Here is a 15,981-nt window from a genome sequence, read left to right on the forward strand (position 1 = left end):
CTATTCGACTGTGCAAAACCCCGACCATGTTTACGCGAGTTCCGGAACATACCTTGTGCAGTTGATCGTAACCGATTCCCACGGCTGTAAGGATACCATAGTTCAAAGCTTAGAGCTGTACCAGCCGGTGGCTGATTTTTCAGCCGACACGGCCTGTTACGGTGAAGCCACCCAGTTTACTGATTTGTCGTATTGCACGGGCAGTGCGGTAACGAGCTGGTTGTGGGATTTTGGCGACGGGTTAACATCGACCGTTCAGCATCCTCAGCATACGTATGCTTCTGCCGGGTACTATTATGTGACCCTTACGGTAGGCTCACCCAATGGCTGCCAGTCTCAGGTGATGAAACAGGTATACGTTCAGTACCGTCCCTCGTCTGATTTCAGCTGGACGGGTGTATGTGAAGGAGCACCCACGTATTTCACGGATGAATCAACTGTTCCCAATAATGGCATCATTAATAACTGGTTATGGGACTTTGGCGACGGTAACACATCGACCGATCCCAATCCCTCCCATACGTATGCTTCTTCGGGCACATATCAGGTGAACCTTACGGTATGGGCTACCTATGGATGTTCCCATTCGATGAGCAAGACGGTTACCATCACCGATAGTCCGATTGCAGACTTTTCGGCCGACATAGCCTGCCAGGGCAGTGCCACCCAGTTCACCGATTTGTCGATGGCACCGGGCAGCACGATCATATACTGGTGGTGGGATTTCGGTGACGGGCATTATGCCTCCAATGTACAGCATCCCCAGCATGTCTATCCATACGCAGGTACCTATACCGTAACACTTATCGTAGGCAATCTGGAAGGCTGTGAAGATACCATCCAGCAGGATATCACGGTAAGGCCATTGCCATTGGCCGATTTTTCGGCCGATACGGCCTGTGTGAACTTTCCGACGCAGTTTACCGATCTGAGTTTACCCTCGGGTACGATCATCAACTGGAGCTGGAACTTTGGGGATCCTTCTTCGGGAGCTGCCAATTACTCAGGATTACAGAATCCACAACACTATTACAATACCCCGGGCAGCTACAATGTAACCTTGACGGTGACCGATCTTTACGGATGCGATCATACGGTGATCAAACCGATTCTGGTGACCGAAGGCCCGTATGCGAACTTCTCTTTCATCAATAACCAGTGTGCAAATGCACAGATTGATTTCCATGATCTTTCGATCACCCCGGGAGGATATATCACTACCTGGATATGGAACTACGGTGACGGCACTCCGGCCGATACAATATACTATCCATCTTCACCGGATACCCAGCATGCTTACGGTGCACCAGGAGCCTATACGGTAACCCTGCGTGTGATCACCTCAGGCGGTTGCTATGATGTGATCTCCAAGGTACTGATGGTGATACCCAGTCCGCAGGCTCTATTCACATACACAGCGAACTGTGAAGATGAAGAAGTTGTATTTACGGATCATAGCATCCCTAACGGAGGCAATCCTATACAGGAGTGGTACTGGGATTTTGGTGATGCAGCCTCACCTTTCAATACTTCAACGCTGCAGCATCCGACTCATATTTTCAGTTCCCCGGGTACTTACACGGTAATGGAGATCGTAACCAACCAGAGCGGTTGCCAGGATACGATGTACCAGGATGTCATTGTCCACCCGGCACCACCGGTTGAGTTTACCTCCGGACCTGCTTGCCTTGGCGAACCGACATACTTCTATATGGATTCAACCATAGTTAACTGGGCAATGACCACGAGCTACCTTTGGGATTTCGGCGATGGTGGTTTTACCAACATCCCCAACCCAACGCATGTGTATAACACGGTAGGTACGTTTAATGTAACCTTGACCATTAGCGATACCAACGGATGTGAGAACAGCGTGACCCACCAGGTTATAGTGCACCCGCTACCGCTGGCCAATTTCGATCATTCAGGTCCCATATGCCTTTACGATAGCGTATATTTCCAGGATTACTCCTCGACAACATACGGATACATTGTAAGCTGGACCTGGGATTTTGACGATGGTTCACCCACCGAGACGATCTATTTCCCGAACAATCCGAACCTATGGCATCACTTTACCCAGCCAGGAACCTATGGGGTAACCTTAACGGTGACCAATTCCGATAGTTGTCAGCATAGTTTCACACGCGAGGTAACGGTAAATGAGGGACCGATAGCGAATTTCCAGTGGGACAGCAATTGCGAAGACGAGCTGGTACAGTTCAGCGATGCCTCTTATCCGAACCTTCCGGGCAGCATTATTTACTGGTACTGGGATTTTGATGATCCGGGATCGGGAATTAATAACAGCTCCTATGAGCAAAATCCTATGCATTTGTTTACTCACGGTGACAGCACCTATAATGTGATGTTGATCATTGTGACCAACGACAATTGTTCGGATACAATCATTAAGCCGGTTTATATCAGCGAAACTCCGGCAGTTGATTTCGGATATGACATCACCTGCGAGGATACACTGATATCGTTCTGGCCGGATTCAACGGTGATGAACACCCAGATCATTGCCTCATGGCACTGGGATTTCGGCGATGGTGGTCAGGCTTACAATCCCTATGTACAGCACTTGTACACGGTACCGGGCACCTATACGGTAACTCTAACGGTAACGGATATTTACGGATGCACCAATGCCCATTCGAATGACATTACAGTACTTGAGGCTCCTGATGCCATCTATACCGTTACTGCACCCAATTGTGAAAACAATCCGGTATTCTTTGATGATAATTCTTCCACGGCATCAGGATACATAGTAAGGTGGTACTGGGACTTTGGAGACGGTGAGGATACCACGATATATTATCCTGCCAATGCGGATGTATATCACAGCTATGCTCTGCTAGGTACTTACGGAGCCACCTTAACGGTGACCACCTCCGACAGCTGCCAGGCATCAATGACGCAGTGGGTTACGATAGACCCGGCTCCAATGGCTTATTACGATTGGGATGGAGCTTGTGCAAGTGATTTATTTGAATTCTCAGATTTATCGGTACCCAACGGAGGTGGTCAGATCACTGCATGGTACTGGGATTTCGGAGATCCAGCAAGCGGCATAAACAATACTTCTATCCTGCAGAACCCCGAACATCAGTTCTCTGCTCCGGGAACCTACGTGGTACTGCTACAGATAACGAATATCAACGGATGCCAGGATACTATCACCCGCACGGTTGAGGCTGTGGAAGGGGAACCGGCAGAGTTTCTATGGGATGGCACCTGTATGCGCGATATAACACAGTTTACGATTGATCAGACGGTGACCAACCCGGCGAATGTGGCGCTATACGATTGGGATTTCGGTGATGGCACGCCTCATTCGAACCTGATGGAGCCAACGCATAGTTATATGAACTACGGCATCTATGAGGTAACCTTAACGATCACGGATGTGAGCGGATGTGAGGCAACGGTAAGCCATGAAGTGGAAATCACTCCCAGGCCCATCGCGGTATTTAACTATACGGCATCCTGTATAGGTCATGCTACGCAGTTCGAAGACTTATCCTATGTGATTACGGGAGAGGCCATAACCGGCTGGCAGTGGAATTTTGGGGATCCCTCATCCCCCAATAATACCTCCCTGGAGATGAACCCGACGCATGTATACGCACAGGCGGGCATTTACCGGGTGACCCTGGCGGTTACGTCAGAAAGCGGATGTACCGATTCGACCTATCTGGACATCCAGGTCCATGAAGGTCCTCAAGGGTGGTTCAGTTATGATGTGAATGCATGCTCCAACGGGCAGGTAAGCTTTGCCGATTCATCACACAGTCAATATTCGGGCATTGTAGAATGGCTTTGGATCTTTGAGCCGGGACATCAGTCGACCATGCAGGCCCCGCAGTATATCTTCCCCGAGCAGGATACCTGTTATGATGTGACGCTGATTGTGACCGACACGCGTGGTTGCAGCGACACGGTAGTACGTCAGGTATGCATACCCGAGGGGTTGGAGGTGGAGATACTCTCCAGCCAGTCGTGCCATAAAGATCCCGTCACGTTCCGCGACACGGTACTTTCACCGGCGAACACATACCTGGTAAGCTATCACTGGGACTTTGGCGAGCCATTGCAGCCAGGTAATATTTCTTCCCTGCCTGCACCTGTGCACACCTATGCCAATCCGGGCGCTTATACGGTGAAACTGGAAGCTATCGACAACCATGGCTGCAGTGTGACGACCTACACGCAGGTCATCGTTCAGCCATTGCCGGTAGCAGAATTCACCTGGGATGTAATACCTTGCGACACGCTGGTATCCTTCTATGATATATCTACCGGTAGCGGGGTTCCGGTGTCGGAGTGGCAGTGGTACTTTGGAGACGGCACACCGGTACAGACCTATACACCGCCTTCACCGGCAAGGATTGATCATACTTTCCCCGGGCCAGGATCTTATGGAGTGACATTAATTGTTACCAACCAGAATGGATGTGTGGATACACTTACCCGTGAGGTAACGGTCAATCCATGTATTAACTCACTGTTTGCACTGGAGGATACCCTGGTATGCGAGCGGGCCGATCTAACCTTCACCGACAGTACGCAGAACAGTCCGTATATCATTTTATGGGAATGGAACTGGGGTGATGGCAGCGATACGGTATACATCCACCATACCCCAACGATCACACATACTTATGAAGACCCGGGCAGTTACCTGGTACGTTTGGTGATCCACGGATATGTAAACAATACTTACATCTACGATACCTCCTATCGTCAGGTAGATGTACAGCCCTCGCCGCTGGCAGATTTCACCTGTACATCATTATGTTACGGTAAGGAGGCCAATTTCCTGGATCAGTCTGTATCCAACACTCAGGTGAGTGGATGGAGCTGGGATTTTGGGGATCTGGCAAGTGTTTGCGATACGAGTACGCAGCAGCACCCGAGTTATTTCTACACGGAAGTGGGCGAGTACGATGTACTAATGACGATCACCAACCGGCACGGATGTACGGATTCGATCCGCAAGACCATGCGGGTTAACCCGAGGCCTGAAGCGGGGTTTGTGACAACGCCGGTGTGTATCGGCAACAAGACCTACTTCACGGATCAGAGCAACGACCAGGGAGGCGAGATCGTCTCGTGGCACTGGAACTTTGGTGATCCGGATACTCCGGCCGATACGTCACTGACGCAGAATCCCGAATACCGTTACGATGAGCTTGGATACTACGATGTGGAACTGCGCATAGCCACCGATATGGGTTGTATGGACACGATCCGTCAGACGGTTGAAGTGAATCCGGTACCGGAGGCAGGCTTTACGGTGGTGGATAACTGGGATGATGTTCAGGGTAATGTTTTGGTGAACAATCAGACCTTCGGGGCCGAAGAATATGAATGGCACTGGGGCGACGGGCTGATCAGCTATGAGACAGATCCCCCGATCGTACATCAGTACGATATGGACGGTAATTATAGGATCACGCTGGTATCGTGGAACGAATACGGCTGTCAGGATTCGGCAATGTTCGAGTATGAGTTTGTGTTCAAATCCCTGTACGTGCCGAATGCCTTTGCACCGGCCAGCGGTAATCCGAACGTCACAAAATTCCAGCCCAGAGGTATAGGCTTGAAGTCCTTCCTGATCCAGGTTTACGACACCTGGGGCAATATCATTTGGGAATCGACCCGGCTTGATGATGATGGAAGGCCTGTGGAAGGCTGGGATGGAACCTACAAGGGTAAGTTGTTGCCTCAGGATGTGTATATGTGGAGAGTCAAGGCCATGTTCCGCGACGGAACGGTATGGGAAGGAGAAAGTGTTGGGAATATGAGCGGCCTTTCCAGGGAAGCACAGGGTACGGTGACTTTGGTGAGATAACATAAAATGAAATAAAAGATAGAACTGATAAAATCCTCAACTATGAAAACTATTAAAAAGCTCTTGATCATTGGTTTTCTGATCGCAATGCTGATTCCGGCAGCAGCTCAGGATCCTCAGTATTCTCAGTGGACTGCGAATCCTACGTATTATAATCCGGGCTATGTAGGAATATCCCAAGGCATGCGAACAAGGTTTGCTTACAGGCAGCAATGGGTAAAACTTCCTGAAGATTTCAGGAATTTCAACTTCAATATGGATTTGGCTGCACGTAACATACCGGGATCTGGGGGATTAGGATTGATGTTTGACTCGGACAATGAAGGAGAAGGATACATCAAGCGGACGATGATCGGTGCTACGGTGGCTGTAAGGATCCCAATACATCATAATATGATCACACAGTTCGGGATACTTGCATCATTTGTCCAGAAACGCATCGACTGGAACCGTCTGGTATTCACTGATCAACTGGATGAAAGATACGGTAATATCTATGAAACCTCTTTCAAGCATCCTTCTGATGACCGGGTAACATACCCCGACTTTGGTGTGGGAGGTGTTTTCAGGTTTGTGCAACCAACCTGGAAGGCCACAGAAGTAATTGGTAGTATTGGTATTGCAGTTCATCACCTGTTCCGTCCCAATGAAACATTCTTGCAGCAATCATCTCCATTACCAAGAAAATTAGTTGTTACCGGGGATTTCATTGTTCAGGATGAAATAAACAGAGGAAGAAAGAAAAGCTTTAATATTTCCGAAGGCGGCTTTAAGTTCAATCCTGGTGTAATATACATGTATCAGGGAGGAATGCAATCGTATTCTGCAGGGATCAATGTATATCGTGACCCTGTTTATGTTGGCATCTGGTACAGGAATGATGAATTCGAGTTCCTGAACAATGATGCTTTGGTATTGACTGCCGGATTAAGCATCTTTATCAATGAGATATCCAGAATAAAGATGTTTTATTCCTACGATTGCATGCTGACTGATATTACAAAGGCAACCGGAGGAAGCCATGAGGTAACCATCGTCATTGAGCTTGATGAATTGTATATGTTCGATAAGAAGAAACGAAGGGGTGGCTTTGGATTTGGAAACTACACATCAGGAAGGACCAAAGCAATGCCCAGAGCGCTCGAATGTTCACCGTTTTAGAGCAAAATCCTGAAGAATAACTTAATCTGACTAAAAGAACTAAAAAAAGCCAACTATGATTAAAGGAGAAAGATCTTTTTCGGAACAATATTTCAATACCCAAACAGCCCATTTGACCAGGACCATCCATAATGTTTTCACCTGGTATTCTGTAAATGGAATAAGTATGTGGGTGCAGGGTATCAGCTCATTTACGGTTCCTGCCGCTGAATGGAATTATGAAATAGTTTTCAGCGTTCCCGCGGATGAATGGGAATTTGAGACTACCCTATCTGAAGATAACGACAATCCCTGACCGGATGAGGCCTGGTACCGGGATTTATTTCCCGGTATTGTCCAGGTCAGATATCACTTTTTTCAGTTTAACAGTAACTTCCTGGGCCACCGTGCCCAGTTTTTCATTTTTAATGGCCTGCATAGATGCAATGGGGTTAACTGCAGCCACTTCATAACGTCCTTCTCCGGCTTCCTGGATAATAACGTTACAAGGGAGCATAGTCCCAATTTTATCTTCTGCATTAAGAGCCTCATAGGCATGTTGCGGACTGCAGGCTCCAAGGATGATATAGGGACGAAAATCCTTACCCAGTTTTTCTTTAATTTTTTCCTGGATATTTATAGTGGATATCACCCCAAAACCCTCTTTCTTCAACGCTTCAGTAACTGTAACAATTGCTGAATCAAGGGATGTCCCTTCCAGATAAGTATTAAAATAGTACATAACATCACTGTTTGAAGTTGCCGGGGATGCTTCCTGAGTGTTGTTATTCATACAGGAAGTAAATACCAGCGCAATAAATGTAAAAATAAAAATATTCCTGATCATAATTAAAGGTTTTGAATATTTAACAACTAAGTTAACGAAATGTTTGTCTGTTAAGGTATTTTGTTCGTAAACGTACATGATTGCACGTTTGTGAAACATTTTCCTTTTAGGCAAAAGAGTGCCTATAGTTTAATTCTCCCAAAATTAAGGTTTTACATACAGTGGCACGATTGTCGCAATCAAATTTTTCCAACCAGCGGATTTGAATTGCATTGTAATATTTAATTTATGCTGAAGTATTATATCCGCATTGCTGTTAGAAGCCTTTTAAAAAACTGGCAGTTCACCTCCATTAATACAGTGGGGCTTGCTTTGGGTATGGCATGTTGTATAATCATTATGCTATATGTTTTTCGCGAGATCAGCTATGATAAACATTTTAAAGCTGCAAACAGGATAAGCAGGATAGACCTGATCGGTGAGATGGCTGGGAATCATTTCGAAGCAGCGGTAAGCGGAGCTCCTCTTTTACAATATTTCTGCGAAGAGATCCCTTCGGTGGAAGCAGGTACCCGTATCGTGGATTTTCCAGGGAATAATTTATTTGAAAGCGGTGAAAAGAAATTCTATGAGCAAGATTTCTTTTATGCCGATTCAGGCTTTTTTAAGGTTTTTGATTATGAATTTGTAAGCGGGGATCCCCCGGTTTGCCTCGAAGAACCTTATTCAGTCATTCTTCTTCAATCCACGGCAGAAAAATACTTCGGGAATAAAAATCCCATAGGTGAACAGATTAAGATAAACAATAATAAAATATACACAGTTACCGCAGTGATTCGTGATCCTGTGAAAACCTCTCATTTTCAGTTCTCCGGACTTTTATCACTATCCTCTTTAAGAAATCATCCCAGATATGGGCCCTACCTGAAATCTCCTTTTGCTTTTATTTCGCATAATTACATCATGCTTAAGGAATCTTCAGATCCTGAATTAGTTGAAGTACAATGCAATGCTATAGTAAAAAAGTATATGGGGGACGAAATGGAGGAATCCAATGCTTCTTTTCAGGTCAGGTTAACCCCATTAACCAGGATACACCTGCATTCGGATATTTTGCACGAACTTCAACCAAATGGTGATATAACTGAAGTTTATTTGTTTACAGTCATTGCATTTCTTGTTCTGATCATAGCAACCATCAATTTTGTGAATTTGTCGGCAGCAAAATCATCTGTCAGGGCACTTGAAGTAGGAATAAGAAAAATATTCGGGGCCGGCAGATGGGAGCTGACCGGCCAATTTTTAACCGAAACCCTTATCATTAGTTTATTTAGCCTGTTATTGGCCTATTCTTTTGTAGAGATTTCACATCCTTTTATTAATCGACTGATGGGTGATGGTTTGCTAAATCATGATCGATCGGGTTTTTTTGTTATTGCTGCAATTTCTGTTATCATTATTTTCACTGGTGTTTTAGCAGGAGTTTACCCTGCAATGGTATTGTTATCATTCCGGCCTGTCAGAGTTTTAAAAGGTGAAATCTTTACCGGTTCGGGTAAATCAATATTCAGAAGTGTGATGGTGATTATTCAGTTTATTATTACCATTGCATTGATAGCAGGTACGTTGACAGTATACAGGCAGATCGGTTATATCAGGACTAAAGATCTTGGATATGATCCGAAGAACATTGTAATAATCCCCATGCGTGAAAGTCATGTAATTAAGAACTACAAAACCATATTGAGCGAAATTAAACAGGTTCCTGGGGTTGAGGAGGTGGCAGCCTCCTTGAGCTATCCGGGCAATTTTGAGCAGCGCCGTAGTTTTATCCCGGAAGGTTCTCCCAAGGATGAGAGCTGGATGATCCTGTTTACGGACATTACTCCTGATTATCTCGATTTAATGAAAATGAAACTTGTTGCAGGAAGGAATTTTTCGCCAGGAATAAAATCCGATTCATTATCAGTTATTATTAATCAGACGCTGGCCAGGCAGGCTGGATGGGAAAGTCCAATTGGGAAGGTTATCAGGATACCTGCCAGAGAGTTGGACGAGGATGAGATACGATATAAGATTATAGGGGTAGTAAAAGATTTTCATCATACCTCACTGCATCAGGAAATGAAACCCTTTCTTATCGGAGTGAATGAAAATAATTTCAGGTATCTGAACATAAAGGTAAATCCTAACAATATAGAAGAAATCCTGAAAGAGATCGGAAACACTTGGGAGAGATTATATCCTTCCCAGCCTTTCGACTATTTTTTACTGGAAAGTGAACTGACTGAGCTTTATCAGGCGGAAGCAAGAACTGCAGGAGTATTTAAATATTTTTCCTTTCTTGCCATTGTTATTGCTTGTTTGGGATTATTCGGACTGGTGACCTTTATCACAGAAGATAAAACCAGGGAAATTGGTATCAGAAAGGTACTTGGTTCCGGTACCTGGACTATTGTTCATGATTTACTGGTAAGGTTCCTCAAGTTGATCGTAACGGCTTCCATTTTTGCCATTCCTATAGCCTGGATTGTAATGGATCAGTGGCTGAACAGCTTTGCCTATAGGGCTCAGCAAAATTTCTCAGATTACTTATTATCTTTTATTGCAGCAAGTTTAATTGCTATTCTAACCGTTTCATCGGTTGGTTACAAAGCCGCATCAAAAAATCCCGTAGATGCTATTCGTTATGAATGATGATCAAAGCGGGAACACAGGGATTAACCCTGCGTTCCAGGAAATGATTCATTTTATTTCTATCTGACCATCATAGGCTGAAATATTTATTGGTATACACTTACTTTCCTCTGAGTCCTTTGTAAATCCTATATATTGGAATTCACTGTCATCTTTATGATATCGTTTTTCCTGCATTTTATCCTTGGGGAAGGTTAGATTGGTGTATTTAGTATCGGTTGTAAGAATGATAGGCAGATCATGTGGAAGCGATATACTCAGATTGGAGTATTTGCTTTCTATTTCGAGTCCTTTAAAGGTCTGGCTTGCTTTTCCGATGGAAATATTGTCATCGTAGCTATTTATTTTAAATGAACCCTTAAGTTCATTAACGGTGAAGGTAGTGTATTTTGAAAGACAATCGATATTGCCCAATGAGCCAACATTAATAGTATTATCATAACATTCTTGAAAATCAAGGTTCTCAATTGAAAGGAACTCGATCTTGGTATATTTTGCTTTTAGGATAAAAATGCCGGCATTTGCGCCTTTAAGGGTGCAATCGTATAGAACCAGATTGCCCGAAGCGAAATCGTGCACGAACAATGTTGTATATTTTGCTTCTCCCGTAATATCTCCATGAGCGTCGATAAAAACTTTGTCATCATATACGTTGAGGGAAATATTTCCGGTTTTCCCGAAGTCAAGTTCAGAATATTTGGAATTTAACTTTAGATCGGAGCAAACTTCAATTTCTGCTTTGGAATCGTAGCTGGTTAAAAAGAGGCTTCCAAGATTTCCCAGTTTAGCGCTGGAGTATTTTAATTCGATTTTCAGGTCTTTTGAAAAATTGCCTGCATGGAAATCGCAATCGTATATCAACAACTCGGCTTTTCCTGAAAAATCCGCCATCATAACATCTTCATATTTATTGACCAGTTTAAAATCGTTGTTTTCAGGAATTGTCAGAATATAATTTACCTTCAGTTTATCGAGAGATACCTTTGTCCCTGTATGTAAAGTAAGTTTTATTTTATCCCCTCCCAGGAAATTCCCTGAACTCCAGTTCTCATAAAATTGTGTGTTGATTTCGATGGAAGTATTTGATTTTTTAACCGGTAATTTTCGAATTGCCTCCAGTGTAGCATTCACATCTTTCTGATCGCCTTTTATCTCAATAAAGATTTTCAGGTTAAGCGATAATTTATCCCAGGTTTGTATTTCCAGTTCGCCGGTTTTGTTTTCGAAAAGAATTTGAGTGGAGGCATTTACCGGGCAATCAATGGATGCTTCTTCCTGATTGTTGACAGTTTGAGTTACGCTATGTAAAGGCAGCATGAACGCTATAACGGCCATATATCCAACCATCCTAAATTTTTCTATTGTTTTCATAATATTGTTGTTTTTCAATTTCATTTAACATTTTTTCCAGGATCCTGATTTTCATTTCATAATAATGAAGCATAGCTTTTATGAGGCGGGGATTATCGCCCATTTGTTGTAAGTCACCAAGATATTCCTGGTAATAATTATCAAGGATTTCGATTTCTTCAAAGAACGTTTTATATTGCTCATGATCAATATTTGCATTATTGATTTCTTCCATCTGATGATAAATTGTCTGCGTAAAAAACATTTCTTCTGTTTTAAGTTCGGGAGATATATCAGACAGAGTGATAAAAGTGTTTTCATTCTGATTCCGCAAAGACGGAATGAATATGGCGGCACCAGCAGATAGTATTATTAGAGCAATGGCAGCAATTTTCAGGAAATGCCTCCGTTTTTTTGGGTTAGGTTCCATTTTTCGCTCAATACCTTCCCAGATGTATGCATGGTCTGGTTCCTCAACATCAAGGTAAGGGCGTTTATTTCTTATAATATCCTCAAGCTTTTTCATACAACGTTTTTTCATTAATTCTTTCCCGGAGCAGGTGCTTTGCCCGGTGATACTGGGTTTTTGCGGTTGATTCAGTAATACCGAGCATTTTGGCTGATTCCTTATGGGAAAATCCTTCCATGAGATACAGGTTTACTATAACTCTTGCGCCTTCCGGCAGGCTTTTTATACACTCATGGATCATTTCATTGCTGATTTTATCTTCCTCCAATGACTCATCCTGTCTGTCTGGAATTTTTTCTTCATCGCTATCCATAAAACCTAGTTTCCTCTTTTTAAGAAAATCCAGGCATCGATTGATTACAATCTTTTTAAGCCATGTTCCAAACGAAGACTCCCCTCTAAAGGTGTCCAGCCTCCGGAATGCCTGGATAAATGCTTCCTGGAGAATGTCCTCTGCATCTTCTCTGTTGACAAGCATACGAATACATATATTATACATGGATCTCGAATACTGCATGTATAATCTATACTGCGCCTGCCGGTCACCCTTGATGCAATCCCTGATCAGATTCCTGCTTAGGTCAATATACTCCTCGCTCAAAATTCAATCTTTATGTGTTGATTGACGATAAAGTTCATAAAAAGTTGTAATAACAAATAAAATATTTAATAAGAATTGGGCATGATTTGTATCAGGACGCAGGTTACATGTTACATGCAACCTGCAACCTGTAACTATTTTTTAATCTTTCAAAAAAATTCTCATTGAACCAATCATTATGGGGTTTTGCACAACAGTAAAAAATGATGTTTTTTTACAAAATTAACCGTTGATTCTGTAACAATTCCTTATAATTTTGGATAAAACAATTGTTTTGTTATCCGTTATTTCTAAAGCCAAAACGGATATCGAAATGGTTACTGACAAGAAGTAACCTTGGGAATATTTTATAACTTAAATCAAATCAACATGAAAAAGGCAATTATTGCAGTAATGTTTGTATTTCTGGCTGTTGTAGGTTTTAGCCAGGACAGGAACAATGAAATTTATGTTAACTATGGTGCGGGCACTTTTCCCGGATTTGCAGAAACTTTCGGGGATATTTTCGAAGATTTTCTGATAGGTCCTTTGACAGGGGCAACGGTTGTCAGTTCGGATATCTCAACATTTGGTGTAGCCGGTTTGGGTTATAAGCGAAACCTGAACGAAAAAATCACCCTGGGTTTAGGAGTCCTTTACCAGAGTTTTAACATGAAAAAGACAGTAAAAATGCCCATAACCCATACACTTGTCGATGTGGAGTCGACCGATACCTATATAACAGGTATGGTCAGGTTCGATTTCAACTATGTTCGCAAAGAATGGGTAACTATGTATTCCGGAGTTGCACTTGGTGCTTGTTATGAACAATTTAACTTTAAAGATGATACCCAGGGAGACGACAATACCAGTGTTTATTTTGCATTTCAGGTCAATGCTTTTGGTATTAGGATTGGTAAAGCGTTTGGCGGATTTGCAGAAGTAGGATTTGGGTATGCAGGTATTGTTAATGCGGGTTTAAGCTATAAATTCTAATTTACCCAGCAATAACCAGATGTTTTTTCTGGAGGGGGAGTGTATCCATCAGAACCTGACAACTTTCCGGTTGGCAGCATTCGGATCAACAGGCACGGGATCACTCTTCCTCCATGTTTTTTTCAGCACAACCGGCACGCCTCTTTTGCTGGTAAAAGTGCCATAAACGGTAACCTCATCCGGGATGTCCTTTTTGTTGTAAGTGTTGAAGATCATATATCCTATTCCGTTATGTCTCCTCACAGGGATTGCCACACGAACGCTGTCATCGTTTTCAAATTGATAATAGTGAAAGGCGATTTCCTTTTCCTTATCAGTACGAAGCATCTTTAAGGTAAACATACCATCGGCTTGTTTGGTGGTATCCAGGAAGAACCGGATATCCGGGTAATCGGAAAGAATGCCTCCTGTTTTCGCAAATTCACGGGTTCCCGGAATGGGTTCTCCCTCCTGATAAGGGATTTCTGCAAGCAAAGTGCCATCAGGATTGAATTTCCTCATGATGCCATGCATTTTTCCATCCTTATAAGGAGTTACTTCATAAACGGTCCCATCTTTATAAAACCATCTGGATATACCGTTTTTTTGACCACCCCTGTACTGCGACTCTTCTTTTACCTCGCCTTCCGGATAATAAACCCATGCGGGTCCATCTTTCTTGCCCATTCTGACTGTGTATTCCGATAAAAGCACACCATTTCCATCTCTTTCCATCATGATAGTATCTCCTGCGGCACTCATCCGGTAATCTACCCCCTGTTTTAATGAAGGCCCTGTATTACAAGAACTTAATATAACAGCAATGATTACTGTAGTAATTAGATTTTTCATCATAACTATTTATTCTGTTTTTCACAAAATTATTAATAATAAAGCAAATTTGCCTTTTAAAATTCAAAGTCCGGTATTTTTAAATTCCTGAACATACGTGAAACATGCAACAATATCATGTATCTTCTTATTGTGAACGATTGTTTTAGTTCATATCTTGCAAGTCAAACGCTACTATCTTCTTAAACGCTAAACCTGGAACGCATGAGTCACAAAAAGCATGGCAGTGGCATCATTAATTATTCTTTTGATCCATTGAATGGAGTTACGCTGGATCCTTTTAACGGAGTTTTCCCATCATCCGAACCTTCCTTGCCACTGGACAGTGGTGCTTTGGAGTATGGAAGCAAAGTCTTAAGAAAGGTATTGTTTAATATTTATAAAGATCAGTAACACAATACTGCAGGGCTTTCCTGGAGATTCCGGATGATTTATTTTCTTCAATCCCTGATAAATTTAGCTTTTTTCTTTTGTGGGTATTTGTATCAAGAGCCTTCTGATTAGTATTTTCCTATTTCGAATATTTTTATTTGATTAAATACAATGGCATCCGGAAATGTCTAACTTTGTATTGTTATTTCATTAACAATGAATGGCAGAAAAAAATATTCTGCTTTAAGTCGCTATCGAAAAGCAGGAATTAATTGTTTGTTAATCCTGATAGTACTCCTAACGACGCTTTTCCCCGCTTGCAGGCAAGTCCGGGAAAAGACTGAGCATAAGCAGTCCAGGGTTCCGAGGTCATTTGTGAATGTTGAAGGATCATATTCACTCTATCCTTTGGTTCAGACATGGGCCGATAAATACCAGCAATCTCATCCAACGGTAAAGATCACGGTAATTCCTGCAGGTTCCAATAAGGCTTTGTCGGAATCGGAACTGCTAAGGACAGATTTGGGGCTTTATTCAGACGACCGGTCGAAAATTCTTTCCCGTAATATCATACCTTTTGCAGTGGCGAAAGATGTTGTGGTTCCTGTCATGAACCGTTTTAATCCTGCTGCTTCGGCAATATATTACAAGGGTTTATCAAAGGAAAACCTTTATAGAATTTTTGTCACCGGAGATATAACTTCCTGGAGTGAAATTCCGGGAATAGAGGAGGAGGTGGTTCTTTCAACCTTCACAAGAGTTGATTTGTGTGGTGCAGCATCCATATGGGCGGATTATTTCGGGACCTTTCAGGAAAATTTGAAGGGAATACCGGTAAACGGGGATCCTGGAATGTATTCTGCAATAAAAAATACAAAAGGAGGGATCGGGTTTGC

Annotated in this window: 12 protein-coding genes; 7 read left to right on the forward strand and 5 right to left on the reverse strand. The window is 43.0% G+C overall.

Annotation, left to right across the window (positions count from 1 at the left end; genetic code table 11):
* The first annotated feature begins 10 nt into the window (after positions 1-10).
* Genes KKA81_03855 through KKA81_03865 form a run of 3 tightly spaced genes read left to right on the forward strand, consistent with a single transcriptional unit; the run spans position 11 to position 7,319 of the window.
* Entirely contained in the window at positions 11-5,863 is a 5,853-nt protein-coding gene (locus KKA81_03855) for a PKD domain-containing protein (protein MBU2650047.1), read from the forward strand.
* Between the two features lie 42 nt (positions 5,864-5,905).
* Positions 5,906-7,024, forward strand: a complete 1,119-nt coding sequence (locus tag KKA81_03860; protein ID MBU2650048.1) for a PorP/SprF family type IX secretion system membrane protein — start codon at positions 5,906-5,908, stop codon at positions 7,022-7,024.
* 55 nt (positions 7,025-7,079) lie between these two features.
* Positions 7,080-7,319: a hypothetical protein gene (locus KKA81_03865; GenBank protein ID MBU2650049.1), complete on the forward strand. Its 240-nt coding sequence runs from the start codon at positions 7,080-7,082 to the stop codon at positions 7,317-7,319.
* 24 nt (positions 7,320-7,343) lie between these two features.
* Here the strand turns inward: KKA81_03865 and KKA81_03870 are convergent, their stop codons facing one another.
* Entirely contained in the window at positions 7,344-7,745 is a 402-nt protein-coding gene (locus tag KKA81_03870) for a DUF302 domain-containing protein (protein MBU2650050.1), read from the reverse strand.
* A 333-nt stretch (positions 7,746-8,078) separates the two neighbouring features.
* On the opposite strand from KKA81_03870, the gene KKA81_03875 reads away from it, so the two are divergent.
* Positions 8,079-10,487 (forward strand): ABC transporter permease, encoded by a 2,409-nt coding sequence (locus KKA81_03875; GenBank protein MBU2650051.1) that lies wholly within the window; start codon positions 8,079-8,081, stop codon positions 10,485-10,487.
* A 48-nt stretch (positions 10,488-10,535) separates the two neighbouring features.
* Here KKA81_03875 and KKA81_03880 read toward each other — a convergent pair whose 3' ends face one another.
* Genes KKA81_03880 through KKA81_03890 form a run of 3 tightly spaced genes read right to left on the reverse strand, consistent with a single transcriptional unit; the run spans position 10,536 to position 12,823 of the window.
* A complete protein-coding gene (locus KKA81_03880) occupies positions 10,536-11,858 on the reverse strand; it encodes a hypothetical protein (protein ID MBU2650052.1) in 1,323 nt (440 codons plus the stop codon).
* Positions 11,836-12,363, reverse strand: coding sequence for a hypothetical protein (locus KKA81_03885; protein ID MBU2650053.1), 528 nt, complete (start codon positions 12,361-12,363; stop codon positions 11,836-11,838). Before KKA81_03885 ends, KKA81_03880 begins: the two co-directional genes overlap by 23 nt.
* Entirely contained in the window at positions 12,350-12,823 is a 474-nt protein-coding gene (locus KKA81_03890; GenBank protein ID MBU2650054.1) for an RNA polymerase sigma factor, read from the reverse strand. Before KKA81_03890 ends, KKA81_03885 begins: the two co-directional genes overlap by 14 nt.
* A 453-nt stretch (positions 12,824-13,276) precedes the next feature.
* Here KKA81_03890 and KKA81_03895 point away from each other — a divergent pair, with 453 nt between their 5' ends.
* A complete protein-coding gene (locus KKA81_03895) occupies positions 13,277-13,882 on the forward strand; it encodes a hypothetical protein (protein MBU2650055.1) in 606 nt (201 codons plus the stop codon).
* 48 nt (positions 13,883-13,930) lie between these two features.
* Here the strand turns inward: KKA81_03895 and KKA81_03900 are convergent, their stop codons facing one another.
* Positions 13,931-14,716, reverse strand: coding sequence for a hypothetical protein (locus KKA81_03900; GenBank protein ID MBU2650056.1), 786 nt, complete (start codon positions 14,714-14,716; stop codon positions 13,931-13,933).
* A 201-nt stretch (positions 14,717-14,917) separates the two neighbouring features.
* Here KKA81_03900 and KKA81_03905 point away from each other — a divergent pair, with 201 nt between their 5' ends.
* Both KKA81_03905 and KKA81_03910 read left to right on the forward strand, forming a co-directional pair.
* Positions 14,918-15,106 carry a hypothetical protein gene (locus tag KKA81_03905; GenBank protein ID MBU2650057.1) on the forward strand — a complete coding sequence of 63 codons (189 nt, stop codon included), beginning with the start codon at positions 14,918-14,920 and terminating at the stop codon, positions 15,104-15,106.
* A 195-nt stretch (positions 15,107-15,301) separates the two neighbouring features.
* Positions 15,302-15,981 (forward strand): substrate-binding domain-containing protein (locus KKA81_03910; protein ID MBU2650058.1); only part of this gene is annotated, 680 nt, incomplete at its 3' end.

The organism is Bacteroidota bacterium (assembly GCA_018831055.1).
In the GTDB taxonomy this organism is placed as follows: Bacteria; Bacteroidota; Bacteroidia; order Bacteroidales; family B18-G4; genus M55B132.

Coding starts and splice junctions, on each gene's coding strand:
- KKA81_03875 (MBU2650051.1), top strand. CDS start 8,079: ATGCTGAAGTATTATATCCGCATTGCTGTTAGAAGCCTTTTAAAAAAC.
- KKA81_03905 (MBU2650057.1), top strand. CDS start 14,918: ATGAGTCACAAAAAGCATGGCAGTGGCATCATTAATTATTCTTTTGAT.
- KKA81_03880 (MBU2650052.1), bottom strand. CDS start 11,858: ATGAAAACAATAGAAAAATTTAGGATGGTTGGATATATGGCCGTTATA.
- KKA81_03890 (MBU2650054.1), bottom strand. CDS start 12,823: ATGCAGTATTCGAGATCCATGTATAATATATGTATTCGTATGCTTGTC.
- KKA81_03865 (MBU2650049.1), top strand. CDS start 7,080: ATGATTAAAGGAGAAAGATCTTTTTCGGAACAATATTTCAATACCCAA.
- KKA81_03860 (MBU2650048.1), top strand. CDS start 5,906: ATGAAAACTATTAAAAAGCTCTTGATCATTGGTTTTCTGATCGCAATG.
- KKA81_03870 (MBU2650050.1), bottom strand. CDS start 7,745: ATGTACTATTTTAATACTTATCTGGAAGGGACATCCCTTGATTCAGCA.
- KKA81_03900 (MBU2650056.1), bottom strand. CDS start 14,716: ATGATGAAAAATCTAATTACTACAGTAATCATTGCTGTTATATTAAGT.
- KKA81_03895 (MBU2650055.1), top strand. CDS start 13,277: ATGAAAAAGGCAATTATTGCAGTAATGTTTGTATTTCTGGCTGTTGTA.
- KKA81_03885 (MBU2650053.1), bottom strand. CDS start 12,363: ATGAAAAAGCTTGAGGATATTATAAGAAATAAACGCCCTTACCTTGAT.